The sequence below is a fragment of the Jannaschia sp. L-14R genome, assembly GCF_056857695.1.
Genome location: NZ_JBSXNP010000005.1, coordinates 14,973 through 41,035, shown reverse-complemented (window position 1 = coordinate 41,035; position 26,063 = coordinate 14,973). Strand labels below are relative to the sequence as shown.

The 26,063-nt window shown below is 59.7% G+C and carries 25 protein-coding genes and 1 pseudogene; 3 read left to right on the top strand and 23 right to left on the bottom strand.

Annotated elements, in window-relative coordinates:
- Window positions 1–13 precede the first annotated feature (13 nt).
- Window positions 14–892 carry a nucleotidyl transferase AbiEii/AbiGii toxin family protein gene (locus AC13C2_RS00650; protein ID WP_482885625.1) on the bottom strand — a complete coding sequence of 293 codons (879 nt, stop codon included), beginning with the start codon at window positions 890–892 and terminating at the stop codon, window positions 14–16.
- Window positions 889–1,713: a type IV toxin-antitoxin system AbiEi family antitoxin domain-containing protein gene (locus tag AC13C2_RS00645; RefSeq protein ID WP_482885624.1), complete on the bottom strand. Its 825-nt coding sequence runs from the start codon at window positions 1,711–1,713 to the stop codon at window positions 889–891. Before AC13C2_RS00645 ends, AC13C2_RS00650 begins: the two co-directional genes overlap by 4 nt.
- A gap of 116 nt (window positions 1,714–1,829) precedes the next feature.
- On the opposite strand from AC13C2_RS00645, the gene AC13C2_RS00640 reads away from it, so the two are divergent.
- Entirely contained in the window at window positions 1,830–3,044 is a 1,215-nt protein-coding gene (locus AC13C2_RS00640) for a DUF5623 domain-containing protein (RefSeq protein ID WP_482885623.1), read from the top strand.
- A 147-nt stretch (window positions 3,045–3,191) separates the two neighbouring features.
- On the opposite strand, the pseudogene AC13C2_RS00635 reads toward AC13C2_RS00640, so the two are convergent.
- Window positions 3,192–4,277, bottom strand: a pseudogene (locus AC13C2_RS00635) (helix-hairpin-helix domain-containing protein); the annotation flags it as partial.
- On the opposite strand from AC13C2_RS00635, the gene AC13C2_RS00630 reads away from it, so the two are divergent.
- Window positions 4,268–4,807 carry a hypothetical protein gene (locus AC13C2_RS00630; RefSeq protein WP_482885622.1) on the top strand — a complete coding sequence of 180 codons (540 nt, stop codon included), beginning with the start codon at window positions 4,268–4,270 and terminating at the stop codon, window positions 4,805–4,807. The pseudogene AC13C2_RS00635 and the gene AC13C2_RS00630 sit on opposite strands and share 10 nt — an antisense overlap.
- On the opposite strand, the gene AC13C2_RS00625 is transcribed toward AC13C2_RS00630, so the two are convergent.
- The 11 genes from AC13C2_RS00625 to AC13C2_RS00575 all read right to left on the bottom strand — a co-directional run bounded on the left by AC13C2_RS00625 (window position 4,801) and on the right by AC13C2_RS00575 (window position 16,056).
- Window positions 4,801–5,001: a hypothetical protein gene (locus tag AC13C2_RS00625; RefSeq protein ID WP_482885621.1), complete on the bottom strand. Its 201-nt coding sequence runs from the start codon at window positions 4,999–5,001 to the stop codon at window positions 4,801–4,803. The two genes, AC13C2_RS00630 and AC13C2_RS00625, sit on opposite strands and share 7 nt — an antisense overlap.
- Window positions 5,002–5,078: 77 nt before the next feature.
- Window positions 5,079–5,288 carry a helix-turn-helix domain-containing protein gene (locus AC13C2_RS00620; protein ID WP_482885620.1) on the bottom strand — a complete coding sequence of 70 codons (210 nt, stop codon included), beginning with the start codon at window positions 5,286–5,288 and terminating at the stop codon, window positions 5,079–5,081.
- 383 nt (window positions 5,289–5,671) lie between these two features.
- Complete coding sequence (locus tag AC13C2_RS00615; protein ID WP_482885619.1) at window positions 5,672–6,574, bottom strand: IclR family transcriptional regulator; 903 nt, start codon at window positions 6,572–6,574, stop codon at window positions 5,672–5,674.
- Window positions 6,562–7,884: a TRAP transporter large permease gene (locus AC13C2_RS00610; protein ID WP_482885618.1), complete on the bottom strand. Its 1,323-nt coding sequence runs from the start codon at window positions 7,882–7,884 to the stop codon at window positions 6,562–6,564. The genes AC13C2_RS00615 and AC13C2_RS00610 overlap by 13 nt, the downstream gene beginning before the upstream one ends.
- Window positions 7,885–7,926: 42 nt before the next feature.
- A complete protein-coding gene (locus tag AC13C2_RS00605) occupies window positions 7,927–8,460 on the bottom strand; it encodes a TRAP transporter small permease (RefSeq protein ID WP_482885617.1) in 534 nt (177 codons plus the stop codon).
- Window positions 8,461–8,470: 10 nt separating this feature from the next.
- Window positions 8,471–9,553: a TRAP transporter substrate-binding protein gene (locus AC13C2_RS00600; protein WP_482885616.1), complete on the bottom strand. Its 1,083-nt coding sequence runs from the start codon at window positions 9,551–9,553 to the stop codon at window positions 8,471–8,473.
- Window positions 9,554–9,609: 56 nt separating this feature from the next.
- Window positions 9,610–11,217, bottom strand: a complete 1,608-nt coding sequence (mdlC, locus tag AC13C2_RS00595) for a benzoylformate decarboxylase (RefSeq protein WP_482885615.1) — start codon at window positions 11,215–11,217, stop codon at window positions 9,610–9,612.
- An 83-nt stretch (window positions 11,218–11,300) separates the two neighbouring features.
- Entirely contained in the window at window positions 11,301–12,752 is a 1,452-nt protein-coding gene (locus tag AC13C2_RS00590; RefSeq protein ID WP_482885614.1) for an aldehyde dehydrogenase, read from the bottom strand.
- Window positions 12,753–12,891: 139 nt separating this feature from the next.
- Window positions 12,892–13,758, bottom strand: coding sequence for a dioxygenase family protein (locus AC13C2_RS00585; RefSeq protein WP_482885613.1), 867 nt, complete (start codon window positions 13,756–13,758; stop codon window positions 12,892–12,894).
- 2 nt (window positions 13,759–13,760) lie between these two features.
- On the bottom strand, window positions 13,761–14,840 hold the full coding sequence (locus AC13C2_RS00580; RefSeq protein ID WP_482885612.1) for a maleylacetate reductase: 1,080 nt from the start codon (window positions 14,838–14,840) through the stop codon (window positions 13,761–13,763).
- A 4-nt stretch (window positions 14,841–14,844) separates the two neighbouring features.
- Window positions 14,845–16,056: an FAD-dependent monooxygenase gene (locus tag AC13C2_RS00575; protein WP_482885611.1), complete on the bottom strand. Its 1,212-nt coding sequence runs from the start codon at window positions 16,054–16,056 to the stop codon at window positions 14,845–14,847.
- Window positions 16,057–16,200: 144 nt separating this feature from the next.
- Here AC13C2_RS00575 and AC13C2_RS00570 point away from each other — a divergent pair, with 144 nt between their 5' ends.
- Window positions 16,201–17,082: a helix-turn-helix domain-containing protein gene (locus AC13C2_RS00570; protein ID WP_482885610.1), complete on the top strand. Its 882-nt coding sequence runs from the start codon at window positions 16,201–16,203 to the stop codon at window positions 17,080–17,082.
- A gap of 24 nt (window positions 17,083–17,106) precedes the next feature.
- Here AC13C2_RS00570 and AC13C2_RS00565 read toward each other — a convergent pair whose 3' ends face one another.
- The 9 genes from AC13C2_RS00565 to mhpA all read right to left on the bottom strand — a co-directional run bounded on the left by AC13C2_RS00565 (window position 17,107) and on the right by mhpA (window position 25,885).
- Complete coding sequence (locus AC13C2_RS00565) at window positions 17,107–17,439, bottom strand: hypothetical protein (protein WP_482885609.1); 333 nt, start codon at window positions 17,437–17,439, stop codon at window positions 17,107–17,109.
- Between the two features lie 172 nt (window positions 17,440–17,611).
- A complete protein-coding gene (locus tag AC13C2_RS00560; protein WP_482885608.1) occupies window positions 17,612–18,457 on the bottom strand; it encodes a dioxygenase family protein in 846 nt (281 codons plus the stop codon).
- Window positions 18,458–18,485: 28 nt separating this feature from the next.
- Window positions 18,486–19,511 carry a branched-chain amino acid ABC transporter permease gene (locus AC13C2_RS00555; protein ID WP_482885607.1) on the bottom strand — a complete coding sequence of 342 codons (1,026 nt, stop codon included), beginning with the start codon at window positions 19,509–19,511 and terminating at the stop codon, window positions 18,486–18,488.
- A 9-nt stretch (window positions 19,512–19,520) separates the two neighbouring features.
- Entirely contained in the window at window positions 19,521–20,384 is an 864-nt protein-coding gene (locus AC13C2_RS00550; RefSeq protein ID WP_482885606.1) for a branched-chain amino acid ABC transporter permease, read from the bottom strand.
- The gene (locus tag AC13C2_RS00545) at window positions 20,381–21,094 is read right to left on the bottom strand and encodes an ABC transporter ATP-binding protein (RefSeq protein WP_482885605.1); all 714 of its coding nucleotides are present in this window, start codon (window positions 21,092–21,094) and stop codon (window positions 20,381–20,383) included. The genes AC13C2_RS00550 and AC13C2_RS00545 overlap by 4 nt, the downstream gene beginning before the upstream one ends.
- On the bottom strand, window positions 21,091–21,810 hold the full coding sequence (locus AC13C2_RS00540) for an ABC transporter ATP-binding protein (RefSeq protein WP_482885604.1): 720 nt from the start codon (window positions 21,808–21,810) through the stop codon (window positions 21,091–21,093). The genes AC13C2_RS00545 and AC13C2_RS00540 overlap by 4 nt, the downstream gene beginning before the upstream one ends.
- 55 nt (window positions 21,811–21,865) lie before the next feature.
- Entirely contained in the window at window positions 21,866–23,131 is a 1,266-nt protein-coding gene (locus AC13C2_RS00535; RefSeq protein ID WP_482885603.1) for an ABC transporter substrate-binding protein, read from the bottom strand.
- Between the two features lie 31 nt (window positions 23,132–23,162).
- On the bottom strand, window positions 23,163–24,224 hold the full coding sequence (locus AC13C2_RS00530) for a maleylacetate reductase (RefSeq protein ID WP_482885602.1): 1,062 nt from the start codon (window positions 24,222–24,224) through the stop codon (window positions 23,163–23,165).
- Between the two features lie 14 nt (window positions 24,225–24,238).
- Entirely contained in the window at window positions 24,239–25,885 is a 1,647-nt protein-coding gene (gene mhpA, locus AC13C2_RS00525; protein ID WP_482885601.1) for a bifunctional 3-(3-hydroxy-phenyl)propionate/3-hydroxycinnamic acid hydroxylase MhpA, read from the bottom strand.
- Between the last annotated feature and the right edge of the window lie 178 nt (window positions 25,886–26,063).

Below are 26,063 nucleotides of genomic sequence, written 5' to 3'. Positions count from 1 at the left end.
ACCCGCGCGGACATCAGTTCACCCCAATGATTTCAGATAAACCCAAGGTCTCAGCCAATTCATCAGTGCGCGCCCACCTATCCCCAGGGATTAGAGCAATCACATTGGTGAATACCCTGAGAAACGCCGCTCGACCGGCAGCGGCATCCAGCGAGTTTGCACGATCAGGGGTCAGCAATGCGCGAATATCCCCGAGCAAATCCGGGCGTGCGAACTTCGCCAGCATCCGCTGCTCAGCCTCTGCCCGCGAGATAGCCTGACCCTGTTGGTCAAGATATCGGACAAACAACTCAACAACCCGACCGAGATTGAGTTCGGGAAGCGCATCTAACGCATGGTCGAGATCAAAAAGATCGCGCCCTTTGTCGCGTTGCAATAAGGCACGCAGTTTTGTCGATAGCAGTTCTTCCGGGGAGAAGGATGCGATGGTCGTGTTTCCTGTGAACCACGGGTTCTCGACGGCGTATGGGATCGAAACCGGCGGGTCGAAAGCGTCGATTTCAGCGATGTTGATCTCTACCTTTAACCGGATCTGCGCTTCGGGATCATCCTCAGCCGGAACGCGAAAACGCAGCTTCGGCGCGACCTGGCTCGACGCAAAATTCGCTTGTCCCAACCAAGGCTCCAACACGTCTCGCATTGCATCAAGGATGGGGCCGATTGGTCCTGCCGTTGTGCGGACGAGATCAATATCCTCCGAATAACGCAACGGTTCCGGGAAGATGATCTTGTTGAGGGCTGTGCCCCCTCGGAACCTCAGTTCAGTTCCCAGAAGATCGTGATTGAAGATCTCGACGAGCGCGCGAGAGATAATCAGATCCTGCTCGACTTGCCTCGGTTCGGCCCACGGCGCGATCAAGCTCCAAGCTGTGATGTTGGTTTCGGGGATCATTGTTCATCAACCTCAATTGGGCGGCGGACAATGATGTGCCAACGTGCGTTTCGCACCTGCTCATCGTAGGCGGTGATTGCATTTACTTCTCTAGGATCAAGCTCGACCCATGGCACATTGCCGTTCCGGATATGTTTCTCCAAGCAGGAAGCAAGCTCGTCATGTCCCAGATGCTCGAGGATATAGCCGAGGCGTTGGACGACAGACCGCTCAAAGCTCGGCGCCAGTGCATCAAACTGCATCGGGTCAATATGGGCGGCAAGCTCATTGAGAACGCTTGCCGCATGATCGACACCACCACTCGCATGCGGATAGCGTATCAAATCCAACGCGGTGAGCGCTGGCGACGACACCCGCATCGAACCCGTGTCGGTCTTTCGTTGCTCGACGCCTTGTCCGACGCGTTCAATGTCCCTGCGGAAATAGAAGGCGAGTTTTGAACGTCCGGCCCGGATGGGTTTCCACTGCCGGTCGGTGACGACCTGGAACTCCATGACCGCTTGATGAGCTGCCCCATGGAGCTCCGCGGCTTTCAGGAGCGCCACATAGTAAGGTCGCCCCGCATCCTTCATCATAGCATCGATGTACCAAGTTGGTGGCGGTGCACCCCACTTCAAATACCGTGTGGGCGTAATGACGTAGAAACCTCGGCGCGGCGCGAAGATGTGACCCCGCCTTTTGAGGCGCGCGGCCGCATCGAGAAACGCTCCATGGCTAACCCCTAACGCCTCTACTGCGTTCTCGCGGGTGAAACAGGTTCGGCCGCTGGACGCTAGCTCTTCAACATAGGTCGCCAAACTAGAGGTGCGCTGAGGTATCATATTCCAAAATCCGCTCTACCCACAGACTTTCTATTATGATACTACCGTCCAGGCAAGCTCAATATGGCTAACTCCGCGTTCAAAGCGGATTTATGAATATGATTCTAGGTGCGTGTATGACGGAGACAGACGATAGCGATCGATTGATTCAAGAGGTCCTCTCAGAGCTAGGTTGGAATGACGACCCGAAGAAAGTCGCCGACAAAGTCAGACGATTAGACCAGGGTCTGCCCGCCGAAGACGAGTTTACGGCCATCTGCAGTTGGCTCGGCAAGGCCCGCCTCGTTCACAAGCTCGATCAGCATCAAGCACCAACGAACTCGCGCGACCTCTATCAGGTTCCGGATTTATTAGTCGAGTTTGAACATTCCGGACCCGTCCTCATTGAAGTGAAGTCGAAAGCGAAACCAACGCTCTCTTTCGCGCCGCATTATCTCGACAAGCTCAACGCTTACGCACAGCTCGTGGGCATGCCACTGCTCATCGCCTGGAAGCACCACGGTTTGTGGGTGCTCTTCGAGATCCAGCATCTCGCCAACACGGATCACGCTACATCCTGGATCGACCACGTGCACGGTCAGTTTGTCCTGATTGACGAGCCCTATGGGAATGTGCCGGACGAGAAAGCGCGGGCTGCGTGGGCTGATCGCACCGGTTGGCGCATCGAGAAGAGCGTGTGGCCAGGCATGTATCGCCCATCCGACTGCGACCTCTACGTCGCCGTAGATGGGCGCGCCGGATACGATCTCAATGTGCTGATGCGAAAGATCGACGCCATGCCAGCGCCCATTGTCAGCGAGAGATGGACCGGCGATTCAGGTCCGTCTTGGGAGACGTTTCTGAGCCCAATGGCGACAACCCGCCAGGATGAGCGTCGGGCGAGATGCAAAGGCATGATCTATCCGTCGGCAAGCAAATCATCGGTGCCATGTAGCTACAATCCGGGTTGTCGTGATCGTCGTCCTGCCGGTGAGCTTGGGATTGAAGGACACATTGAGGCAGGTCGCATTATCAAGACTGCGATGCGCTCGGAATTTTCGCGCAACACCGTCTATACGCGGATGAGTTCGCTGCGATCCGATCTCGAAAACTGGCTGGCTCTTGAAGAAGGACCCGAGCTTTACGAGAAGCGTGAGTTTGACCAAATCTACTACGGTTGGACTGATCGGGATCAGGCGTTTCTGGAGGCGCTGCGCTCGAAAGAAGACGTGATCTCCAATCTTCTAAGTTTGGCGCCAAAGTTGAAGGGCTCCTATCCAGATTGCGCTCCACTTCGTCAGCAACTTCGCCGGATCGAGATGTCAGTGTCACTGCTTGAAAAGGCAAACTGAGTCTGGTCGCCCAAACAAGGGTCCGTGAGCAAATCGTCTAGCCTGCAACAGACCGTAACCTGTTGCAGGCATAGTTCTTGGACATCCTCGCTTCGAGGATGTTTAACGCTTCGGTGATGGCTACGGTGACCCCAATCAATCACTTCGCTAGTGAAAATCCCGGCTCGGAAACAGCTTCTTAGCCTGTTCGCGCGGATGCCGGGCGGTTGATCCTGTGCTGCCGTGCGTCGGTCCATGCTCTGGCTCAGCCCGACGGTCACCAATATTGGTCACCGGTCGTCCAAGGCTCGAAAGCATCGGCGAGATGTCCTCGATCCGCTCGGCAATCAGATGGACGACCTGTCCCTCACGTTCGATCCGGCCCGTGATACGCAGCAGCCGCCCGGCAATCACTGCCTTCCGGAAGGTCTCGTAAACCCGGCTCCAGACCACCACATTGGACACGCCGGTCTCGTCCTCGAGCGTCAGGAAGATCACGCCCGAGGCGGTGCCGGGCCGCTGCCGCGTGATCACAAGACCCGTCACCGTGATGCGACCGGTGGCCCGATCAAGACGTTCATGCGGCAGACTGTCCGGCAGGCGGGGCCGCAGCAACTCCATCGGATGGGCGCGCAGAGAAAGCCGCAGTGCCAGGTAGTCCTCGATCACCTCTTGGCCCAGCGTCATCGCCGGCAGCGCAACCTCCGGTTCCGCTCCGCCCTCACCGTCGGCGCCGAAGAGGGGCAGGGGCTTTGGCCCTCGCAACGCCCGGGCGGCCCAGAGCGCATCGCGCCGATTGAGGCCAAGCGAGGCGAAGGCGTCGCCTTCGGCCAGCCTTTCCAGTGCGTCCGGCCTGACACCGGCCCGGCGCCAGAGGCTCTCGACATCGGGGTAGCCGTTGCCGCGGGCGGCCTCGATCCAGGCCGCATTCTCCTCCCGCATCCCCTTGATCTGCCGAAACCCGAGTCGCAGCGCCAGCGCTCCGTCGCCGCGCGGCTCCAGAGTGCAGTCCCAGACCGAATGATTGACCGATACGGCACGGATTTCGACGCCATGCTCACGCGCGTCACGGACCAGCTGAGCCGGGGCATAGAAGCCCATTGGCTGGCTGTTCAGCAGGGCACAGGTGAAGACCGCCGGATGGTGGCGCTTCAGCCAGGCCGAGATATAGACCAGCCGCGCGAAGCTCGCCGCATGGCTCTCCGGGAAGCCATAACTGCCGAAGCCTTCGATCTGGGCGAAGCATGGCTCCGCGAACCCCGGAGAAGGCGCAGGCCTATGACATCGACTGCGCCATTATGCTCTGCATGGCCGGTGGTTTCCCCCCGAGCGCGGTCTGCGCACGGGCCTATCGCACCATGATCCGGCGGATCACGCCTTGGCCGAGCCTGCCGCCCTTCGGGGTCTGCACTTTCGCCCATGTGCCGGTCGAACTTGGCGGGCCTGGCGGCGAGGGCGAGCTCGACACCAACCTGCCCGAATACGAATGGCTGAACCGCACCCATGTGATCTGGTTCACCGGTCAAGCCTATAGAGAAAGGGGAGGCGATCAGTATTGGGACTGGTCGCTTCGTTCCTGCGACCGAGAGAACCGCACCTGCCGGTACATCCAGCGGGTCTACCGATCCCACACGCCCTGGCCCATGACATTCATCTCGGAAAGCGGTCAGGAGATCGCCTATCCGAGCGGCGGCAGTTCCTCGTACTTCTATTCGCACAGCATCATGGTCGAATACGGAGACTACGAGGGCAACATGGGCCACTCGGAGTGGTTTTCCTACTGATCCGAACGGTCCGATGCCTCCAGGGAAATTGAGCGAAGCTCGGCAAGATCTGCATCAAAGCGTTCCGGATCGACATGCCAGCGGCGGCTCACCGAGCCGTCATTCCAACGGTAATCGGTGAACAGGTGAATCTCCTGCGCACCGTCGTTCAGAAACCCTTCCTGGAAAGGCCAGCCAGTCTTTTTCTTCGCCATGTACCCGCGCCACTCGTACCGTTCTTGCCGTTGTCTCTTTTCTGCTGAGCTGTGTGATCAAACTCGGATGAAACGGACTAGCGTTTCGCAAAAAGCTCGACGGGGTCGACATTGAGTGCTTTGGCGATGCGTTCGAGGAGGTCGAGGGACGCCGCGAACTTGGCGTTCTCGACCTTGCCCATATGGCCGCGGCTCACGTCGGCCTGATGAGCAAGCTCCTCCTGGCTGAGGCCGCGGGCGCGTCTCAATTCCTGGATGTTCAGTGCTACACGGTCCCGCAAGTTCATGCCCGCGAAACGGACATGATGCGCGAAATATCGCCACGCGATATATGTTACATTCGGAGGTGCAGAGAAGATTTCTTGGAACGGCGCGAGATCGCCGTAATGGGATGCCTGCCGATACGCAGGTCACGGGATGATCCGTCTCGCAAACATATTGGACCGTTCAATCGTTCTTTCGGAAAAGGGCGGCACCGGCCATACCGGTGCCGCCAGTCGGTCGTCCACAGGGAGGTTGTAGAGGACGAATTCTACAGGGAAATTTGGGGTTGGCCAAAAATCGCATAAGACTTCTTATGTTGATATTCCCTTAGAAAATCTCGGAATTTTTGACGCCCGAAGGCATTATTGGTCCAGCTCATAACTGTGGAGATCTCATATATCCGTTTTCAGTTTAACGCGGAGCCAATACGTTTAGCGGCTTTCTCTAGCAAGGTATGTGCCATTTCTTGAAAGTCGGATGTAAAGTGAGATCTCGGGCCAAAAAGAGAAATACTCATCAACAATGATCCGCCAGATGTGTAGACTGGGACCGCTGTAGCTGAAACTTCTTCCTCTCGCTCCGCAATACATACCGAATAACCATTCTCTCGGACGCGTTCTATTTCCTCTGTTATGGCCAGCTCCTCATGAAGAGTATTTGAAGTAAACTGAGTTCTGTGTTCACGATGTAAGTATTCGCGGAATTCATCGTTGCTCATATTCGCGAGCCAGATTTTTCCATTCGCCGTGCAATGCAATTCAAGTTCAGCCCCCACGTTCATGTGCACCGAATATGGACGCGGTGAATTCGCGCGGGCGATGATGACAACCTTCCCGCGCCTCATGATCGCCGCCAGCGCGGTCTCCTGGCTCTCCCGGGCAAGCTCCTCGAGCACTTCATGCACGTAGCGGTGGCCGGCATTGGCGGAAACTGCGGAGGCTCCAATATCTATCAGCTTGGGGCTCAACCGATACTGGCCGCGCTTTTCAAGCGACAATGCGCCTGCCACTTCAAGGGTTCGAAGAAAGCGATGGGCAGTCGCCGACCCTAGGCCAAGTTCGTTGCATAAGTCCTGACTAGTGATGGTTTGCCGATCCCGGGACAGTAGGTCCAGAATTTCGAAAGCTGTTAGTACGGAGTTGTTCAGTTGTTCCGCCAATTGCAACTCCTGTACAGTAAACACGGGGCCGAGTACCGTGGTGAAACTCAGTTGTTTTACCGTTTCCCGTCCTAAATGGAACACGCTGACAGTACTGTCCAGATGACATTGTCGCCAAAAAAGCCCTGTTCTTGGCGTCAGGATATCCATGCCGGAAACGCCAGGACGATAACAGGAAACGCCACCAAGAGGATGACGCGCACGACCTCGAAGAGGAAGAAGGGAAGCGCGCCCTTGAAGGTCTCGATCATCGGCACATCTCGCGCCAAAGCATTGATAATGAAGACATTCATACCAACCGGTGGGGTGATCAGTCCAAGTTCGACCACGATCAGCGCCAGAATCCCGAACCAAAGCTTCGTCTCGTTCGGCGTTAGCCCGAAATCCAGTTCGGAAATTACCGGCCAGAAGAATGGCAGGGTCAGCAGGATGATCGACAGGGAGTCCATGAACATTCCCATGACGATCAGGGCGGCAAGGACGACGAGGAGCAGAACGTAGGGTGGCAGGCCGGACTCCAACATCGCGCTGGCTGCCGCTTGCGGAACGCCTCCGCGAGACATGAAAATCTTGAGCAGCTCGGCTCCGAGCACGATGAGGTAGATCATGCCGGCATTCTTGGCCGTGGCGAGAATTGCTTCGACGATATCGCGCAGGGACAAGACCCGGCGCAGCACACCGTAGGCCAGCACCAGAAACACACCGATCGACGCCGCGGGCGTTGCGGTATAGAGTCCAAGATACATTCCGCCGAGGACGATCCCGAAAACCAAAGTCACGGGGATTGCCCCGAGTGTCGCAGACAGCAGTTCCTGCCGATCTACGCGTCCGCCCTTTGGTCCGGCGTCCGGCGCGACGCGCGTGTAGATCGCGATTGCGAGCATGAAAAACAGTATGGCGACAAAGCTGGGCACCATCGCTGCCGAGAACATCTCAACGATATTGGCCTCGACGATGACCGAATAGACAACCAGAACGATGGAAGGTGGGATCAGGATACCAAGCGTCCCGCCCGCGGCGAGGGTGCCCGTCGCAAGGGCGGGTGAATACTTGTACCGACGAAGTTCTGGCAAAGCGACTTTGCCCATCGTCGACGCCGTCGCGAGCGATGACCCGCAAATCGCCCCGAACCCCGCGCAGGCGGCGATCGCGGCCATGGCAACTCCACCACGGAAATGCCCCAACCAGGCATTCGCAGCTCGAAACAGACCGAAGGAGAGATTGGCCCGGGTCGCGAGATGTCCCATGAGGATAAAGAGCGGGGCCACCGACAAATCGTAATTTGTGAACGTTCCGAATGCGAGCGACTTCATCTGCGATAGCAGGATTGCCGACCCGGAAATCAGATAGATACCCACCATGCCGACAAGGGCCATCGCGAAGGCGATCGGGATCCGGATTGCGATCAGAAGCACCAGAAAGAAGAGCCCGGTTAGCCCGGTCAGGAATTCTTCGCCCAATTTATTGTTCCTTGAGTTTTTTGGGGGCTGAGGGACAGTCGCTCAGCCGTCGATGTCATAGTCGACCCGTTCGGGAAGAATGCCGCGCGATGTCTGGATCATGTTGGCGACGGCGGCCAGAACAAATAGCGCCAGTGAAAGGAGGACCGGCACGTAGGCGATCCAGATTGGAAACTGGTAGATCGCCGTCGTCTCGCGGTAGACGTAGACGTCCTCGAGGCCGAGGCTCATCCTCCAGATGAGGAACAGACCGAACAGCCCGCCAAGGAATGCGCCGATGCCTGCGAGAAACGCAACCGTTTGAGACCGCAAGGATGCCGTAAAAATGTCGGCCGAAACGTTGGAGCCGGTGATCTGGCAATAGGGCAACATCATGAACATGGCGACTGCTACACCGATTTGGACGATTTCGTAGACGCCGGGGATCGGGCTCCTCCAGATCGCCAGCCCGGCAACGCTTGCCACGTTGACGGCCACGATCCCGAACAGGATGATCCCGCCGCCAATCGCCCACCATTTGCAAAGACGATAGGCGAACGAGACATAGACGCCGGTTTCGAGTTTCGTGGCCGTCATGATCCCAACCTTATTCAGAATGCGCCGTGATCGACGCACGTGCCGCGTCGACAAGGGCTTGACCATCGATGCCAAGACCGTTGGCCTCTTCAACCCACCGCGTCACGACCGGTTCTACCGCAGCTTCGAATGCCGCGCTTTCTTCACCTGTTAGGGTGATCGGTGTGTTGCCGGCCTCAGTCGCGATCTCCAAACCATAGACGTCGGTTTCCGCCCAGATATCGCCGACCTCACGGAGCCAGGCCTCGCCAGAGTTGTCGAGGAAGATCTGCTGGATATCCTCGGGCAGGCTATTCCATCGATCGAGGTTCATCGAAACCTGGAAGACACTTGTTCCGAGGCGCCCGCCGCCGTCCAGCTCGATCTGGTAATCCGTCAGGTCCTGAAGCTGGAGAGCCGGGATGATCTCATAGGGTACAAGCCCACCGTCGACAACACCCCGCGACAGGGCCTGCGGGAAATCCGGGACCGGCATCGAGACCGGATTGGCCCCGAGGGCTTCAACGACCCAGGCGCCCGTGCGGGTCGGAACACGCAAGCTTTTGCCCGCGAGGTCCGAAGGCGAACGTACCTCGGTGTCCACCATTTGGATGGCTTGGCCGGCATGGACATGCTGGAAGAGGACCTTCACACCCACATGCTCTTCCGCCAGATAGGTATCGAACAGGTCCGCCATGGCAAGGTTCGTTGCGGCGGGATTGTTCCGGTGAATGTTGGGGAGTTCAAACACTTCCGTTCGCGGGAAGAGGCCCGGCGTATAGCCGTTCAGTGTCCAGACCATATCGACGACACCGTCGCGCACCTGACGGATCAACTCGGGCGGTGTCCCGCCAAGAGACATGCTGGGATAGATTTCGATATCAACACGTCCGCCGGATGCCTCTTCGATCCGCTGCGCCCAAGGTTCGAGCATCTGGGTTTGCGCGGGCGATTTCGGTCCCAGGAAATGATGCAGTTTGAGTTTGATCTCTTGTGCGGTTGCTGGCACCACGAAAATCGCAGTCGCGAGCGCCGCGCCGAACATGGATTGCGTGATGGCTGTCACACCGCGCCAGCGGCGTTCTTCAGTCGTTCTTTGATCGTTGTTGGTCATGGTTTCCTCCCAATGTTGGACCCTTGTTCTTGGTTTGGGTCCGTTGCAGTGACTTTCTAGTAGAGCACCTGAACTTCGGCTCCGATTGCGACTTCGAGCAGATAGGGCCCCTTGGCGTTGAAGGCGGCGTCAAGTGCTGCCGCCAGTTCTTCCGGTTCGGTGACGCGATGGGCGGGGCATCCCATCCCTTGTGCCAGGCTCGGGAACTCCAGACCGTCAATCTCGATACCGGGAGCATCGCGTACCTGGAGTACCTTGCTGAAGGACCGCATGGCTCCATAGCCACCGTTGTTGACGACAATCACGGTCAGGTCCAAGCCTTGCTGGACAGCGGTCCAAAGCGCTTGAGGTGAGTACATGAACGACCCGTCGCCGATCAGACAGACGGTCTTTCGGTTGGGCCTTCCGAGGCCATGGCCCACGGCCGCCGGCAATCCGTACCCAAGCCCGCCGCTCGCCATGGTGAAGAAACCGCTCCACTCGGTGAGGCGAACAAAGTGCTGCATCAAAGGTCTGAGCGAGGGAGCTTCCTCCACGAGAACGGATTCTTGGTCCAGTCGTTGTCCCAATTCCCACAGAAGCATTTCGGGGGTGATGGCGGCGGCCTTTGCCGGGGCTAGAATGGCTGGGCGCGGACTTGGGGCAGGCCGCTCGCTCTGGGCCACCTGACCGACAAGTTGCGGCAGTGCGAACTTGAGACTGCCGACAATGCTCATTCCTAAGGGCGCAGAAGCAGCCGTCGCGGCATCGACTGTCAAATGGATAATTGTCAGGTCGTGCTCGGCGAGCTCTGATCTGCCTGGCACGTGGTAGGTGAACGCCGGGGCACCGACGGCGACCACAACATCGAATTGCGTCAGGGTCTGCGAGACCTTCTCCGGCGCTGCGGGCAGGAACCCGGCGAAGAGTGGATGAGTCTCGGGAAATGCGATCCTGGCAGCAAACGGCGCGGCGTAGACCAGCGCACCGATGCGTTCCGCGAGCCGGACCATGTCCTCCCCCCTGCCCTCTTCGTCGACCTCGGCGCCGACGACGAACACCGGCTTTTTTGCGCCGTCGATCAGGCGCGCAGCCTCTTCGATAAGGGCCGGGTCCGGTGCGCAATCGGTTGAAACCGTTCTCGGCGTGAGGGGCGCACAACTATGCCCCCAATCATCCGCGGGAACTGAGACGAATGTCGGCCCCCAGGGGCGCTGCATCGCGATGCGATAGGCTTGGGCGATGGCGTCCGGAACGTCTTCGGGGCGCGCCGGTTCGACGCTGAATTTCACGTAAGGCTTAGGGAAATCGACCGCGTTGGAAGCCCCAAGAAACGGATAGTTGGACAAAAGTTCGCGTGACTGCTGGCCTGCGATGATTACCATCGGAGCCCGGTTCCGATACGCCGTGTAGACATTTCCGAGCGAATGCCCGAGGCCGGCGGCGGAGTGGACATTCACAAAAGCGGCCTTGCCGGTGGCCCGCGCGTATCCGTCGGCCATTCCGACAACGGAGGCTTCCTGCAAACCCAGCACATAACGGATATCCTCGGGCCAGCGATCCAGCATGGCCAGTTCGGTCGATCCGGGGTTGCCGAAGAAGATATCTACTCCGGCGGACCGTAGAAAGTCGAACGTCGCTTCGCGCACCGTTCGCAAGGTGTTGTTGCTCTTCGTTGAGGGCATGCGTGAGACCTCGATTGCTCGATGAGGAGTGCCTAACCCTGCCGCGCGCCCTTGCTGGTCGCGCGGCAGGAACGCCGACGGGTTCAGAATGGGTAATGCTGGTGCGGGTCTTCGATGGTGATCCACCGCAACTCGGTGAACTGGTCGACCCCTTGTTGGCCGCCGAACTTCCCGTATCCCGATCCTTTGACCCCGCCGAAGGGCATCTGCGCTTCGTCTGCGACCGTCGGCCCGTTGATATGGCAGATGCCGGATTCGATTGCCTCAGCCACTCGGATCGCTTCGTTGATGTCCGATCCGAAGACTGCTGCAGCGAGGCCGTATGCATTGTCGTTTGCGAGTTCGATCGCATGATCGGCATCGCGCGCGCGCATGACGGCAACCACCGGGCCGAAACTCTCCTCACCGAAGAGCTCCATGTCGTCGCTCACCTTGTCGACCACGGTCGCGCCCATGATCGTTCCGCTCTGAGGGACTTCGCCTGATACGATTTTCGCGCCCTTGCCGACGGCATCGTCTACAAGATGGCGCACGCGGTCCATGACGTCAGTGTCCACGACCGAGCCAAGGATAACATCGGCTTTCGCACTGTCACCGTAGCTGAGCGACGCCGCCTTGGCGGCGAACTTCGATACGAATTCGTCGGCGATCAAGTCATCCACGATGACCCGTTCGGTCGACATGCAAATCTGCCCCTGGTTCATGAAGGCACCGAAGGCCGCGGCATTTACAGCCGCATCAAGGTCGGCGTCCTTGAGGACGATCAAGGGCGCCTTGCCACCGAGTTCCAAAAGCACTGGTTTGAGATGTTTGGCAGCCTCGCTCGCGATGATCTTGCCCACGCGCGTTGACCCTGTGAAGTTGATCCGCTTGACTTTGGGATGTGCGATCAGGCTCGAAACCACCTCAGGGGCATCTTCCGCGGAATGCGTCACCACGTTGAGGACACCCTTCGGCAAGCCACCGCGTTCGAAGATCTCAGCGATCATCCGATGTGTTCCCGGGCAACGTTCGGAGGCCTTGAGGAGGACCGTGTTCCCGCAGGCGATCGGCATTACCACTGCACGGACGGCCAGGATAATCGGCGCATTCCAGGGTGCCATCCCGACCATGACGCCGACCGGGCGGCGCACCGCCATGGCGAGCGATCCGGGCTTGTCGCTCGGGATGATCTCGCCCTTGATCTGGGTCGTCATCGCTGCCGCTTCGCGGATCATGCCGGCGGCAATCTTCACGTTGAACCCCAACCAGATCTTCGTGGCTCCGGTTTCGCGCGAGGCGGTCTCCATGAAATCGGCGACGGCCGCGTCGAAGGCCTCCGCGACTTTCAGCAGGACGGCCCGGCGCTGCGTCGGGCCTGTTTTCGACCAGTCCTTGAACGCTGTAGCGGCCGCCTCGACGGCGCGATCGACATCTGCCGCCTTCGCAGCGGGTGCCGAAGTCACAACCTCACCTGACACCGGATTCTTCCGCACAAATTCACCGTTCGCAACGGCGCTCACCGGTTCACCGCCGATCAGCATATCGATTTTCATTGGTCTTCCTCCCGTTTGGCCAACTCCGGAAATCTTAGAACCGGTGGCATGCAGCCTCTCATGTGGTTTTTGAATTGCTATAATAGATATGTCAATATCTATTATAGCAATAGCGGTTTCTGCTTACGGCGTCAGGGCCCTAGCTCCCGTCCGCCACATCGTCATCAACCAGGTCCGCGACCATGACGAAGTCGAAGGAACAACGCCATTCGGTCTCGCCCCTGACATGTTCGAACGGCGCAACGAGCGTCTGCTTCACGCCGAACACTGCGTCGTCGTCGATGTATTGGTCGTCGCCGACGAAGGTATGCGTGACAATTTTCTTGTGTCCTGGTGCCGTGACCAGGAAGTGCATATGAGCCGGACGATAGGGATGGCGGCCGAGGCTCTCGAGCATCTTGCCGACGGGCCCGTCATCGGGGATCGGGTAGGAGACTGGCTTGATCCCGACGAAACGATAGACGCCGTCCGGACCGGTGATGAAGCGGCCCCGGTTGTTCCATTTCGGCTGAATTCCAGGCTGTTGGACATCGTAGAACCCGTCCGCATTGTCGGACCAGACATCGATACAGGCACCCTCGATCGGTTCTCCTTGCAGATCGCGCACCTGGCCCTCGTAGAGGCAACTGTCGCCCTTTCCATCCAGGCTGATGTTCGCCCCCATCTCGCGAATTGGAGCGTCAGCAACATGAAACGGACCGAAGACGGTGTTCTCCGTCGCGCCGGCGGGTCGGCGGTTGTTGATCGCGTCGACCAGCATCGAGACGCCGAGCACGTCGGACAGAAGGATGAACTCCTGACGCTCCTCCGAGCAGATCTGACCCGTCCGGGTCAAGAAATCGATGCCGAAATCCCATTCCTCCTGGGTCAGCTCGATCTCTTTGGCAAAGGCGTGAAGATGTTGCACGAGACAGCTCATCACCTTGCGCAGGCGGGGAGAGATATCCGCCCCCATTCGCGCATTGACCGTCTCTGCAGAATGCTCTTCCGTGAAATAGTGGGTCATTGTCACTCTCCGGGTTCTGGGCGCCGCCCATCGAAGGCGTTTTGCAGCAGCTCGCGTATCGCGCGCTCTTCGATGGTAACGGGGTTCCAATACGGGTTGCGGGCCGCCTCCGACGCGATCTCGTCCAGATCACGTTCTGCAACCCCAAGGGTTCTCAGGTCCGTCGGCGCGCCCAGCGAGCGGGAAAAATCGAAAAGCCCAGCCGCCGCTGTGTCGGCGTCAAGCAACTCCGCCAGAGGCGCAAGCTTTTCGGGGACAGCCCGCTCGTTATAGGCAGTTGCCTGTGGAAGGATGACGGCATGGGTTTCGGCATGGGGCAGATTCAGGGCGCCCCCGAGGGTGTGGCAGAGCTTGTGGTGCAGCGCCATGCCAACCTGGTCGAGCATCGTCCCGCAAAGCCACGCCCCGAAAAGCGTATCCTCCCGCGCACCGAGATCGCGTGGCGCGGCGGCGACCCGTGGTAGCCCGCGAATAAACGCCTTCAGCCCCGCCAGGGAGAGTTCTGACGAAAGGCGGTTGGCATTCTCGGCATAGAGCGCTTCGACCGCGTGAGCCATCGCGTTGAGCCCGCTGGTGACCGAAGGCAAGACCGGTAGGTCACGCACGAGCTCAGCGTCATAGACGATCGCTTCGGGTTGAACCTTTTCGGAACGCAAGGTGCTTTTTCGGCCGTTTTCCGTTTGCCCGAGAACGGGTGTTGCCTCGGATCCCGCATATGTGGTCGGGATGACGATCTGAGGCAGGTCCGTGCGGTGGGAAATCGCCTTGCCCAGACCGATCGTCGAGCCACCACCCACAGCGACCAGACAGTCCGCGCCACACTTGGCAAGCGCCGCCATCGCCATTTCGGTGACCTCGACCGGAGTGTGCATCGTGGCATTCGAGTAAAGCCCGACCGCCGCGCCGCCGAGACCGGCGGCCACCTCTTCGCCCTGATCAGTCTGCTGGGGCGTCGTCAGGATGAGCGCCCTCGTTCCGCCGACATGATCCAACTCGGAGGAGAGGTCCTTCCGTCCACCCAGGTCGAAGCGTACCCGCACCGGTTTTCCCGAAGGGTCGAACCCTGCATGAAACAATGTCATCGGGTCAGCCCGACTTCTTGTGGAAGCCGGCAACCTTGCGATAGTTGGCGGCAACTTCCTCAAGCTCTTCGGCAGTGATCAGATCTTCGATCCGATCGTCCGGGCCGGTCACGCGCGCTGCTGCGATGTCGAGCACCTGTTCGGGACCACCCTGGCGGTTCGTGAGGACGACATTGGCCGCAATGGGCAATCTGATGTCCTCATAGGCTTTGAGGCCGGCGGGGCCAGCGTTCTCGGCAAGACACTCGGCGAGTGTCCGGGCGTCTAGAATTGCCTGGCTCGCGCCGTTGGCGCCGATCGGATACATCGGATGGGCCGCGTCCCCCATCAACGCAACCCGTCCATCCGTCCAGGATGGCAATGGGTCGCGGTCGATCATCGGGAATTCGGTCACCGAAGCTGTGTTTTCCATGATTTCCGCGAGGTTCATATCGTTCATATGGAATTCGCGGAACGGGGTGACGTAGTCCATCGTGGCGCCCCGGGTCCAGTCGGCGTCGTCGATATGCCGCGGTGCGCTGTGGCGAATTTCGGCAACCCAGTTCGTAAGCGCCTTGCCCTTTTTCCGCAGGGGTTCGCTGATCGGATACATGACGAATTTCTGGTCGTGATCGCCTGCGATGACCATGGTGCGGCCATCGCCGATCATGTCCATTTCCACAGCGCCGCGGAACATCATGGTGCCTTCGTAGCACAGCGGCCCCTCGTTGGGATGCATTTGCGCACGGGTAGTCGAGCGCAGGCCTTCCGCGCTGATGAACAGATCAGCCTCTTCGGTCGACCCATCCGCGAAAAGAACCGTTACGCCATTGTCATTTTGGCGATAGCCCGAGACGGGCCGCCCGGTTTCGACCGCATCCGCACCGAGGCGTTCCTTGACGGTGTCGAACAGCAGGAACTGGAGTTCGCCGCGGTGGATCGAATATTGCGGGCTTTCGAAGCCGGCTTCGACATTGCGCGGGTCCGACTGGATGATATGGCCGTAGCGGGTCCGGTATTCGATGGCGCGGGTGCGAACGGCAATCTCGTCGAGACCGTCGGCCAGCCCCAGATCGTGCAGGATCTTGGACGAATGTGGCATCACGTTGATGCCCACGCCCAGCGGCCGGAGCTCGTCAACCGCTTCGAAAACTTTCACATCGAAGCCCTTTTCATGAAGGCAAAGGGCTGCCGTCAGGCCGCCGATCCCGGCGCCTGCAATTGCTATGCGGGTCATGATTTCCTCCCAAAGTACTGAACACTTCTGGAAGCACGTGCCTCCAGAAGTGTCGTCTGGGGTCTCATTCAAAGCAAATTTGACCTTGTAGACAAGCCACCCTGACGACTAAAACTTTTCATATTCCAACCTTTGGAGGCTCCGGTGACGTCGCCACGCGCAGATCGCCATCTCTATGTTCTCGGTGGACCGTCGGATCATCTTGGGTACCTGAACTGCGAACGCATTTCTGAGCGCAGCCACATTCATGGCTGGTCCGTCGATGCACATTTTCACGAAGGGCTCGCTCAGATGTTTGTTTTTGACGCGGGCAAGGTCGAGGCGCAGCTCGACTATGCTCATATATCGATCCAGGGACCTGCGTTGGTTTGGCTCCCTGCCCTGTGCAGCCATGCTTTCGACTATGAACCGGGGATGGAAGGTTGGGTAATCACGCTCCCGACGACCGATCTGGCTCAGCTCGTTTCCGAAGCCTCATACCTTGAGTCTTGGATCGACCGGTCACAACTGATCGTCGGGACGGAGCAACGACCCGTACTTGCGGAAGCGATAGACCTCGCGCGCAAGGTAGAGAGTGTTCATCGAGAGGCGCGTGAAGATCAGAATCTGGCGTTGAAGTCGTTGTTCTCTTTGCTGCTGATCCTTATGAATCGGGGCCTGCACGACAGAGACGCTTTTGCAAACGACAGCCGAGAGCGGACGCGAGATCTCGTGCGCAAATTCCAATCCTTGGTAGAGAACCCTGAAACGACCGACCATACGGTGGCTGCGATTGCGCGCCTTCTGTCTGTGACCCCGACCCACCTCTCTCGGTCTGTCAAAGGCGTGACGGGGCGTACGGCCAGCGAAGTTATGACGGACCAGCTCTTGCTCAGGTCTAAACGCAAACTCGCCTTCACCGACCAGTCCGTGTCAGACATCGCCTTCGATCTTGGTTTTTCAAGCCCGTCTTACTTCAGCCGGTTCTTTTCCGCCCACACAGGAGAGACGCCCCGCAACTTCCGAAAAACGGTCCGCAACCGATGAGAAGCCCTCAGGCTCAGGTCGGCATCATTTCAGGGCTACATAGGTCTCTTTGTCGAGCAGGGAAAACCGCACGGCGCAGCGCAAGCCAGTGGCTTCGGCGACCAAGTCTCTGATCTCTTGACCCAAGGCGTGGAACAGGTCTGATGTCCGGTCCGGATGCGGCAGCACCAGAAGCTCGACGTTGATCAAGGGCTGATCTGGCAGACCGATGACGGGCACAACGGCCAGCTGGCAGGCGGCTACGGGAACGGTCAGCCTCTCGCAGAGGAGGGTCCGAAGAGGTGTCAGCATGGTTTTCAATGCGTCGCCATGCTGGGCGTGGACCGTTTCGTCTACGTAGAGTTTTACATTTGGCATCGTCTCTTCCCTCGTTTCTAGCGTGTTTTGAAGGCCACATTTGCGGAATTAATGGTTGCAGGCAAACCAAGCGGGGAGTGCTACCAAACAACAAGCGCTTAACCTAAGGCCCTCGCCTTCGGCAGCGCTCCCCTCGACGTCCCAGCCAATCGTTCTATCCGGCTTCAGTCCATTAGTCCGCTTGCGGGACCATGACGAAGTCAAACGGGGACCTCCAGATCGCGTCGCCATCGTTCACATGCTCGAACGGTGCCACCAGCGTTTCCTTGACCCCGAACACAGTGTCATCGGAGATGTACTTGTCATCGCCCACGAACGTATGCGTCACAATTTTCTGATGCCCCGGCGCCGTCACCAGATAGTGCATATGCGCCGGCCGGTACGGATGCCGCCCCAAAGAGCCCAGCATCTTGCCCACCGGGCCATCGTCGGGAATCGGATAGCTGACGGGCTTGATCCCGTAGAAGCGGTACACCCCGTCCTTGCCGGTGATGAACCGCCCGCGATTGTTCCATTGCGGCTGGATGCCGGGCTGCTGCACGTCATAGAACCCGTCGGCATTGTCGCTCCAGACATCGACGCAGGCCCCCTCGATCGGCTCGCCATGGATGTCGATGACCCGCCCCTCATAGAGGCACCGCTCGCCTTTGCCATCCAAGCTGATAGTGTCGCCCATCTGGCGGATCGGCGCGTTCAACACATGGAACGGGCCGTACACGGTGTTTTCGGTGGCCCCCGCCGGACGGCGGTTGTTGATCGCATCCACCAGCATCGAAAAGCCCAGCACATCGGACAGCAAGATGAATTCTTGTCGTTCGTCCGAACAGATCTGTCCCGTCTTCGTCAGGAAGTCGATGGCCAGGTCCCATTCTTCCTGCTTGAGATCAATGTCCTTCGCAAAGGCGTGCAGATGTTTCACCAGGCTGGCCATCACCTCTTTCAAACGAGGGTTGATGTGATCCCCCATGCGGGCGTTCACCGTCTCGACAGAGCCTTCTTCGGTAAAATATGTCGTCATGTCGGTTCCTTTCATAAGGGTCGCGCGTTTAGTCAGCCGACTGCGGAGGGGTCTGACGCAGCGGCAAAAGCTCAAGTCCGGTTCGGTCCGTGAACAGCCCCCACAGGCCACGGCGGGCAAACAGCATGATGGCGATGCCGATCAGGCCCAGAACGATCAGGTACACGGTGCCGTAATCGGCCAACAGGCGTTGCAAGGCATAGAAGACGATAACCCCGACAATGGGACCGGGCAGCGTTCCGATGCCGCCGATCACGGTGATGAAGATCACAAAAGCGGTCCAGTCCACGACGGAAAATGCGGCGTCAGGGGTGACGCGGGTGATCTGGATGAACAGCAGCGCACCGCACAACCCGGTTCCAAAAGCCGTCAGCAGGAACACCAGGGCTTTGAGCCGGGTCGGATCAACGCCGACCGAGCGGGCAGCTTCTGTATTGTCACGGATCGCCTGAAGCCCCAGCCCCATGCGCGAGCGCAAAAAGGCATAGCTAAGCCCCAGCGTTGCAAGCACGAGCAACAGGGCCAGCCAATAGGTCAGCGCATCCGCGGCCGCGGAGGAACTTAGATCCAGCCAATTTTTGATCTGCGGCACGCCGAACATGGTTTTCGTGGTGCCTTTGGGCAGCGACGTGCCGGTGCCGCCGCCCAGTGCCTTCCATTGTGCAAAGCTCAACCGGACAATCTCGGACACGACCCAGGTGCCAATGGCGAAGTAGGCACCATTCAGGCGGAAGGTGAAAAAGGCCATCGGGATGGACAGGGCGAGGGCCGCCAACCCGCCGATCAAAATCCCCACCAGAGGGTCCAGATCCCACAGGATCACAGCGGCAAACATCGCATAGGCCCCAACGCCAACGAATGCTTGCTGACCAACCGAAACCAGCCCGGCAAATCCCGCCAACATGTTCCAGTTCAGGGCCAGCACCAGCATGGTCATCACCATGAACAGGTCCTGGACAGCGGCGCGGGTTCCGATCACCGGCACAAGCGCCAGCAATATGACAGCCCCCAGCCCTAAAAGGCGCATCAGATTGGTTATTTGTGTCTTGCTCATCTTTGCACCTCAGTCATTCGCACGCGGGAACAGGCCGCGCGGGCGCACCAGCAGGATCACGACAAAGGCGATATGCCCCGCCAGGATTTGCCATTCGGGATTGATTGCCGCGCCCAGAGCCTGGGCCACACCGATCACGATGCCGCCGGCCAAAGTGCCCCAAAGGCTACCCAGCCCGCCGATAATCACCGCCTCGAAGGCGTAGATCAGGCGCGCCGGACCAATGGAAGGGTCGAAATTGGCGCGAATGCCCAAGTACAGGGCCGCAATCGTCGCCACGACCATCGCGATCCCGGTGGCGATGGCAAAGACGTTCTGCGGGCGAATCCCCATCAGCCCCGCCGTCACCGCATCATCCGAGGTCGCCCGGAACGCTCGCCCCAGAGCGGTGCGGTAAAACAGCTGGTTTAGTCCGAAAATCACCGCCACGGCCGAGACCAGTGTCAATAAAGGCATGACACCGACCGTCACCGGCCCCAAGGCAACCGATGCGGACTCGATCGCTCCGACGGAGAGTTTCTGGCTGTCGGCGCTGAACCCTTCCAGCAGGGCGTTCTGGATCACCACGGAAAGCCCGAACGTGACCAGCAAGGGCGGCAGGATGTCATCGCCCAGTACCCGGTTCAGAACCCAGGTTTGCAGCGCCCAGCCCAGAACGAACATGACCGGGGCAGCCACGAATATGGCCAGGAACGGAGACAAGCCCAATGCATTTACGGCCACCAGGATCAAAAATGCGCCGAGCACGATCAGATCGCCATGGGCCAGGTTCACAAGCCGCATGATCCCGAACACCAGGCTCAGACCCGCTGCGAACAGCGCATAAAGACCGCCCAGCAGGATACCTTGAACGATTGTGTCGACCCAGATCATGCGCTGACTCCGAAATAGGCGTTGTGGATGTCGTCGCGCGATAGCTCGTTGGGTGTACCCTGCAGAGTCACACGCCCCTCCATCATGCAATAGACCCGGTCGGCCACCTTTAGCGCCTGCCCGATGTCCTGCTCGACCACGACGATGGAGGCTCCGCTTTCCTTGATCTTCGGGAAAGAGGCGTAGATTTCCTTGATGACCACCGGGGCAAGTCCGAGGCTGATCTCGTCGCACAGAAGAACTTCGGGGTTGGACATCAGCGCGCGGCCGATGGCCACCATTTGCTGTTGTCCGCCCGACAGGGCCGTCCCCGGATGTGTGCGGCGTTCGCGCAAAGCAGGCACGATGTCGTACACTGTTTCCAGCGTCCAAAACCCATTACCCTTGCGCTTGTGCGCGCCGATCATCAGGTTTTCCTCGACGCTGAGCGAAGGGAACAGTTTGCGCCCCTCAGGCACCATCGAAACACCGCGCTCAAGCACCTCGGGGGCGCTGAGCGCGCCGATGTTTTCGCTCTTGAACCGGATTGCCTCCGGTGCATTCGTCAGCAGGCCGGTGATCGCCCGCATCAAAGTGGTCTTGCCGGCGCCATTCGCACCGATGATCGCCACGGTCTCGCCCCGGCGCAGTTCTATATCGACCCCGAATAGTGCCTGAAAATCGCCATAGTGGGCGGTCAGGTCATGGGTGGAAAGCAGAACGTCACTCATACCTCGATCCCCAGGTAGATTTCCTTGACGGCGCGGGCCTCCATGACCTCGGCAGGCTCGCCGATCATCAGCATCTTGCCAAAGTTCAGCACCATCAGTCGCTCGACAACCGAATTCAGCGCGTGCAGCACATGTTCGATCCAGATGATCGCGGTGCCCTCGGCATGGATGCCCTTGATCGTGTCGATCAGCGCGCCGCATTCCGCGTCCGTCAGCCCGCCCGCGATCTCGTCCAGCAGGATCAGCCGGGGCGAGGTCGCCATCGCCCGCGCCAGTTCCAGCCGCTTGCGCTGCAACAACGAAAGCCCGCCCGAGGCGCTTTTGGCTTCGTCCGCCAGCCCGGTGCGCGCAAGGATTTCCATGCAGAACTGTCCAGCCTCGGTCCCATGGTGCCCGCCACCAAACTGCGCCGCGACCATCAGGTTTTCGTAGACGGACAGATGCGTAAAGGGCTGCGGGATCTGGAACGATCGCCCCACCCCAGCCCTGACCCTTTGCATAGGCGAGTCGCGGGTCACATCCTGCCCGTCCAGAACGATCTGTCCCACATCGGGACGAATGTTGCCGGTGATCAGGTTGAACAGCGTCGATTTGCCGGCACCGTTGGGGCCGATGATCCCCAAGGCTTCGCCGGGGGCCACGTCAAAGCTGACGTCATCAGTGACCTTGAGCGCACCGAAGGATTTCGACACGGATTTCAGAGAGAGTATGGACATATGCGCGTTTCCTACGGAAGGCATCGGCGGCACCAGAACCGCCGATGCCCTGAGCTCAGGCGATGGCTTCGAAATCGCCACCCACCGGAATATCCGGCGCATTACCGTTTTCGACGATCACCAGGTCGTAACCACCATCGTCCCGAAGCCGCCATTGGCCACCCACCAGCGGGGTCTTGGCCACGTTCTTGCGAGCAAACGGCGGTAGGTTCTCCTTACCCCAGCCGATGTTGCCGACGACCGTGTTGAGGTTGGTCGCGGCCACAGCTTCGGCGAGATCGTCGCCATCGGTCGGGTCGCTGGCACGTTTGATCGCATCAGCAGCCACTTCAAACAGCGCATGGGTAAAGCCCACGGGCTGTGTCCAGCGGCGACCCGCGGCCTCCTCGAACCCGGCCGCGAGATCCTGGTTGCTCTCGCCAGTCAGCGAGGAGCTGTAGGGGAAGTCCGGGGTCCAGTAGACCTCGCAGCTGAGATTGTGGCCCAGATCGCCCAACTGACCGATGGTTTCGGGAAAGAGCAGCGCTTTGGCGACCGAGGCGATCCTGGGCGTGAACCCCTGCTGGCGCGCCTGCGTCCAGAAGGTGGTGAAGTCGGGCGGGATCGGAATGCCCGTGAATATCTCGGCATTCGCCTGCTTGAACGCGTTGATCTGGGCGCTGAAGTCGTCGGTCAGATTCTGATACCGGCCCGGATCGACCACTTGATAGCCCGCCTCGGCGGCCGCAGGCGGCATTCCAACGTCGCTGGACCAGGCGTTGCCGTCGCCGTCATTCGGCCACAGCGCTCCGACCACCTTGTTGGTGTCCAGCCGGTTCCACATGTTGAGGAACACGCCGACATTGTCCTCGAGCCCCCAGAAGAAGTGGTAGACATAGTCGAACTCCTGCCAGGTGGCGGGATCTCCGGGGTTACCCTGCTGGCCGATGAACCACGGCTGCCACGGGGCGACCGAAGAAATCACCGGAACCTCTTCGGCTTCGGCGATGGTGCAGACCGGGTTCGTGGTTTCCGGCGTCGAGGCGACGCAGATCAGGTTCACCTCGTCGCGCACGATCAACTCGCGAGCCACGTCGGCCGCGCGGTTGGGGTTGGACTGGCTGTCCTTGACCACCACCTCGACGTTCAGGCCTTGAGCCGCCGCCGTCTTGATGAATTGCGCGATCATGTAGTCGTCGGCCTCGGAAAACGCCGAGAGCGGCCCCGATTGCGGGCTGACATAGCCGATCTTGATCGGACGGCCCTGGGCCAGGGCTGGCAGTGCCAATGAGGATGCGGCTGCCGCCGCGCCTGTTTTCAGAAGTGTCCGTCTCGTAAGCATCTTGTCTCCTCCCTGATGCGATTGTGTTGGATCATTCCGTTGGCCTCGCGCCCTCCCAGGCGCGTTGCAGCAGTTCCCGGATCGCCAGGCGTTCCACCGGGCGCGGGTTCCAATAGGGGTTTTGCGTGGCCAGATCGGCGGCCTTGTCCAGGTCCGCCTCGCGCAGGCCCAGATCTTTCAACGCCAGAGGCGCGCCCAATCGTTTGGCGAAGTCCCACAGCCCCGACCCCAGATCGCCTCCGAACAACTCGGCGAGATGCCGGGTTTCCACCTCGGCCGCGGGCGCGTTGAAGGCCGCCGTATGCGGCAGCATGATCGCGTGGGTTTCCGCATGGGGCAGATCGAACGATCCTCCCAACGTGTGACAAAGCTTGTGGTGCAGCGCCATGCCAACCGTGCCCAACACCGTCCCGCACAGCCACGATCCATACAGCGCCTGTGTGCGGGCCGTGATATCCTGGGGGTCTTCCACGATGACCATCAAGGCGTCGCGCAGGGCGCGCACCCCTTCGACCGCTTGTAGCGAGGATACCGGATTGCGATCCTGCGCATAGACCGCTTCGACCGCATGGGCCATCGCGTTCAGGCCCGATGTCACGCTCATCGCAACTGGCAGGCCGAGCGTCAGGTCAGGGTCATAGATCACGACCTCGGGCAATACCCGTGTGTCCCGCAACGTGGTTTTCAGCCCGTCCTCTGTCTGGCCCAGAATGGGCGTCACTTCCGACCCGGCATAGGTGGTTGCCACCACGATCTGCGGACAGTCATTCCGATAGGCGATCGCCTTGCCCAGCCCGATTGTCGAGCCGCCGCCCAGAGCCACGACACAATCGGCCCCAGCCTGCACGTATGCGTCCACAGCCTGTTGCGTCACCGAAACGGGCGTATGCATCGCTGCCTGCGAGAACACACCCGCGGCCAGATCCCCGAGTTGCGCAGCCAAGGCTTGCGCGTCGCCTTCCTGGAACGGTGTCGACAGGATCAGAGCCCGGGCACAGCCTTGGCCGCGGATTTCTTCTGCGACCGTGGCCAGAGTCCCCTGCCCGAACACGATGCGGGCAGGGTTCAGGTTGCATGTGAATGCTTGCATCATGGTTGGCAGCCTGCTCACTCGGCGGCCAGGGCCGGTTTGGCCGTCAGATGCAGTTCTTTCATCACCTTGGCAAAGCGCGCCTGCAATGCCTCGGGGCTGTTCGCCGTGACAGCAACATAGAAGTCCGGACGGATCAGCACATATTTGGCGTCGATCTCGTCTAGCCACGCCTTGAACGTGCCTTCGATATCGACCACCTCGCAGTCCCCACCAGGGGCACATACCTGAACCGTCATCCCCTCAAGCGAGGCCAGTTCAGCGCGCTGAGCTTCGGTGATTGCCTCGGCCGGATCTGCTTCATATCCAAGCAGGACCCAGCCCTGCCCCACTGCCTGGTCAAAGCGGTCACGTTTGCCGTTCGCCTCGACAACGCCCTGCACAGCCAATTCACCCGCATGGGCGCTATCAGAGCACCAGGCCCCCTGCCCCAGCTGGCAGATATCCGTCGGGACCGGCGCGTTATCCCGCTCGGCCAGCTCGGCAATCATGCGCGCATCGCGCTCGGCTGCCTCTTGTTCATCCGCGATGCAGATGATCTGGCCCAGCTCCTGGCTGAAGTTGATGTAATGCTTGGCGTGTTCCTTGCGCTCGGTGGTGTAGCTGTCCAGAATGCCCAGGCTGTACTTGCCCTCGAGCACCCCGTTCAGACGCCAGGCCATGCCAACGGCATCCCGGACGCCCGCGCACATGCCCTCGCCGGCAAAGGGCGGCATCAGGTGGGCCGCATCGCCACCGATCATGCAGCGCCCCTTGTTCCATTGCTTGGCCCAACGGGCCTGGAACCGGTAGACAGCACTGCGTTCAAGCTCGGAGTTCTCCGGCGTGATGCCCCACGGCGCCAGCAGTTCCCAGGCCTTTTCGGGCTTTTGCATTTCTTCAATGTTCTCGCCGGGCAACAGCATGTATTCCCAGCGGCGCCGCGCGGGGCCACCCGGTACAGGACCTGGCCCCCCGGGTACGATCGTGGTGGGGCGTTTGGGATCGCAAAGCTGCCACTGTGCGGGGTCAGGCTGGCGCGCCGCGACATAGTCAAAATCCGGGATCATGTCGAGGATCAGCCAGTCGAAGAAATAGCCCCTGTCCTCGTTCTCGATGCCGAGGCTTTCCCGTACGAAGCTGTTCGCGCCATCGGTCCCGGCACAGAATTTGGTCCGGATCACCTTGCGGTCTCCGTCGGGTCCGTATTCCTCTGGGTTCTGTTTAAGGGACAGCGTGACGCCGTCGGCATCCTGCTCAAGGCCAACACCTTCCCATCCACGCAGGATCTTGATGTCAGGCAGCGTCGCCGCAATTTCCAGCAGGCGCTTTTCCATCAGAGGCTGATTGAACCAGTAACGTACCCGCCAGCCGCTGGCCGACTGGCTCTGCCAGTCAACGATGCTCAGATTTTCACCGTCGCGGTTCTTCCAGTAGTAGAGCTCGTCATGGAAGCTGATCGCGTCGTCGTTTTCGGAATCGATGCCAAGCGTTGCGAAAATGCGCGCGATCTCGTGGTCGTAGGTGACAGCGCGCGGCAGTCCGTAATGGGTCGTCCAGCGCTCGATCAAGGTGACCTTCTTGCCGCGCTGACCCAAAAGAATCGCCAACAATGTCCCCACCGGCCCTGCGCCGACAATGGCCACATCGGTGTCACAACTATCCTTCGCGGATGAAACGCTCATTCTCTCTCCTCCTCGCGCCGGTGGCCCTCTCCTCCAAGAGATTGTGCCAACCTGGGTCCCATCCCGGCAGGTCCACTGCTTACGGGATTTTCCAGAGACTGCACAAAAAATGAATGATCGTCAAGTTTGAAGGATCGTCAGACATTTCTGCAGTGCGGAGAGGGCTGCGGCTCATGAT

Coding starts and splice junctions, on each gene's coding strand:
- AC13C2_RS00535 (WP_482885603.1), bottom strand. CDS start 23,131: ATGCTTACGAGACGGACACTTCTGAAAACAGGCGCGGCGGCAGCCGCA.
- AC13C2_RS00605 (WP_482885617.1), bottom strand. CDS start 8,460: ATGACGGCCACGAAACTCGAAACCGGCGTCTATGTCTCGTTCGCCTAT.
- AC13C2_RS00630 (WP_482885622.1), top strand. CDS start 4,268: ATGGCTCCGCGAACCCCGGAGAAGGCGCAGGCCTATGACATCGACTGC.
- AC13C2_RS00530 (WP_482885602.1), bottom strand. CDS start 24,224: ATGATGCAAGCATTCACATGCAACCTGAACCCTGCCCGCATCGTGTTC.
- mdlC (WP_482885615.1), bottom strand. CDS start 11,217: ATGCCCTCAACGAAGAGCAACAACACCTTGCGAACGGTGCGCGAAGCG.
- AC13C2_RS00575 (WP_482885611.1), bottom strand. CDS start 16,056: ATGACCCGCATAGCAATTGCAGGCGCCGGGATCGGCGGCCTGACGGCA.
- AC13C2_RS00620 (WP_482885620.1), bottom strand. CDS start 5,288: ATGAACTTGCGGGACCGTGTAGCACTGAACATCCAGGAATTGAGACGC.
- mhpA (WP_482885601.1), bottom strand. CDS start 25,885: ATGAGCGTTTCATCCGCGAAGGATAGTTGTGACACCGATGTGGCCATT.
- AC13C2_RS00600 (WP_482885616.1), bottom strand. CDS start 9,553: ATGACCAACAACGATCAAAGAACGACTGAAGAACGCCGCTGGCGCGGT.
- AC13C2_RS00590 (WP_482885614.1), bottom strand. CDS start 12,752: ATGAAAATCGATATGCTGATCGGCGGTGAACCGGTGAGCGCCGTTGCG.
- AC13C2_RS00565 (WP_482885609.1), bottom strand. CDS start 17,439: ATGCCAAATGTAAAACTCTACGTAGACGAAACGGTCCACGCCCAGCAT.
- AC13C2_RS00650 (WP_482885625.1), bottom strand. CDS start 892: ATGATCCCCGAAACCAACATCACAGCTTGGAGCTTGATCGCGCCGTGG.
- AC13C2_RS00540 (WP_482885604.1), bottom strand. CDS start 21,810: ATGTCCATACTCTCTCTGAAATCCGTGTCGAAATCCTTCGGTGCGCTC.
- AC13C2_RS00640 (WP_482885623.1), top strand. CDS start 1,830: ATGACGGAGACAGACGATAGCGATCGATTGATTCAAGAGGTCCTCTCA.
- AC13C2_RS00585 (WP_482885613.1), bottom strand. CDS start 13,758: ATGACCCACTATTTCACGGAAGAGCATTCTGCAGAGACGGTCAATGCG.
- AC13C2_RS00555 (WP_482885607.1), bottom strand. CDS start 19,511: ATGAGCAAGACACAAATAACCAATCTGATGCGCCTTTTAGGGCTGGGG.
- AC13C2_RS00580 (WP_482885612.1), bottom strand. CDS start 14,840: ATGACATTGTTTCATGCAGGGTTCGACCCTTCGGGAAAACCGGTGCGG.
- AC13C2_RS00550 (WP_482885606.1), bottom strand. CDS start 20,384: ATGATCTGGGTCGACACAATCGTTCAAGGTATCCTGCTGGGCGGTCTT.
- AC13C2_RS00625 (WP_482885621.1), bottom strand. CDS start 5,001: ATGGCGAAGAAAAAGACTGGCTGGCCTTTCCAGGAAGGGTTTCTGAAC.
- AC13C2_RS00545 (WP_482885605.1), bottom strand. CDS start 21,094: ATGAGTGACGTTCTGCTTTCCACCCATGACCTGACCGCCCACTATGGC.
- AC13C2_RS00560 (WP_482885608.1), bottom strand. CDS start 18,457: ATGACGACATATTTTACCGAAGAAGGCTCTGTCGAGACGGTGAACGCC.
- AC13C2_RS00615 (WP_482885619.1), bottom strand. CDS start 6,574: ATGGATATCCTGACGCCAAGAACAGGGCTTTTTTGGCGACAATGTCAT.
- AC13C2_RS00645 (WP_482885624.1), bottom strand. CDS start 1,713: ATGATACCTCAGCGCACCTCTAGTTTGGCGACCTATGTTGAAGAGCTA.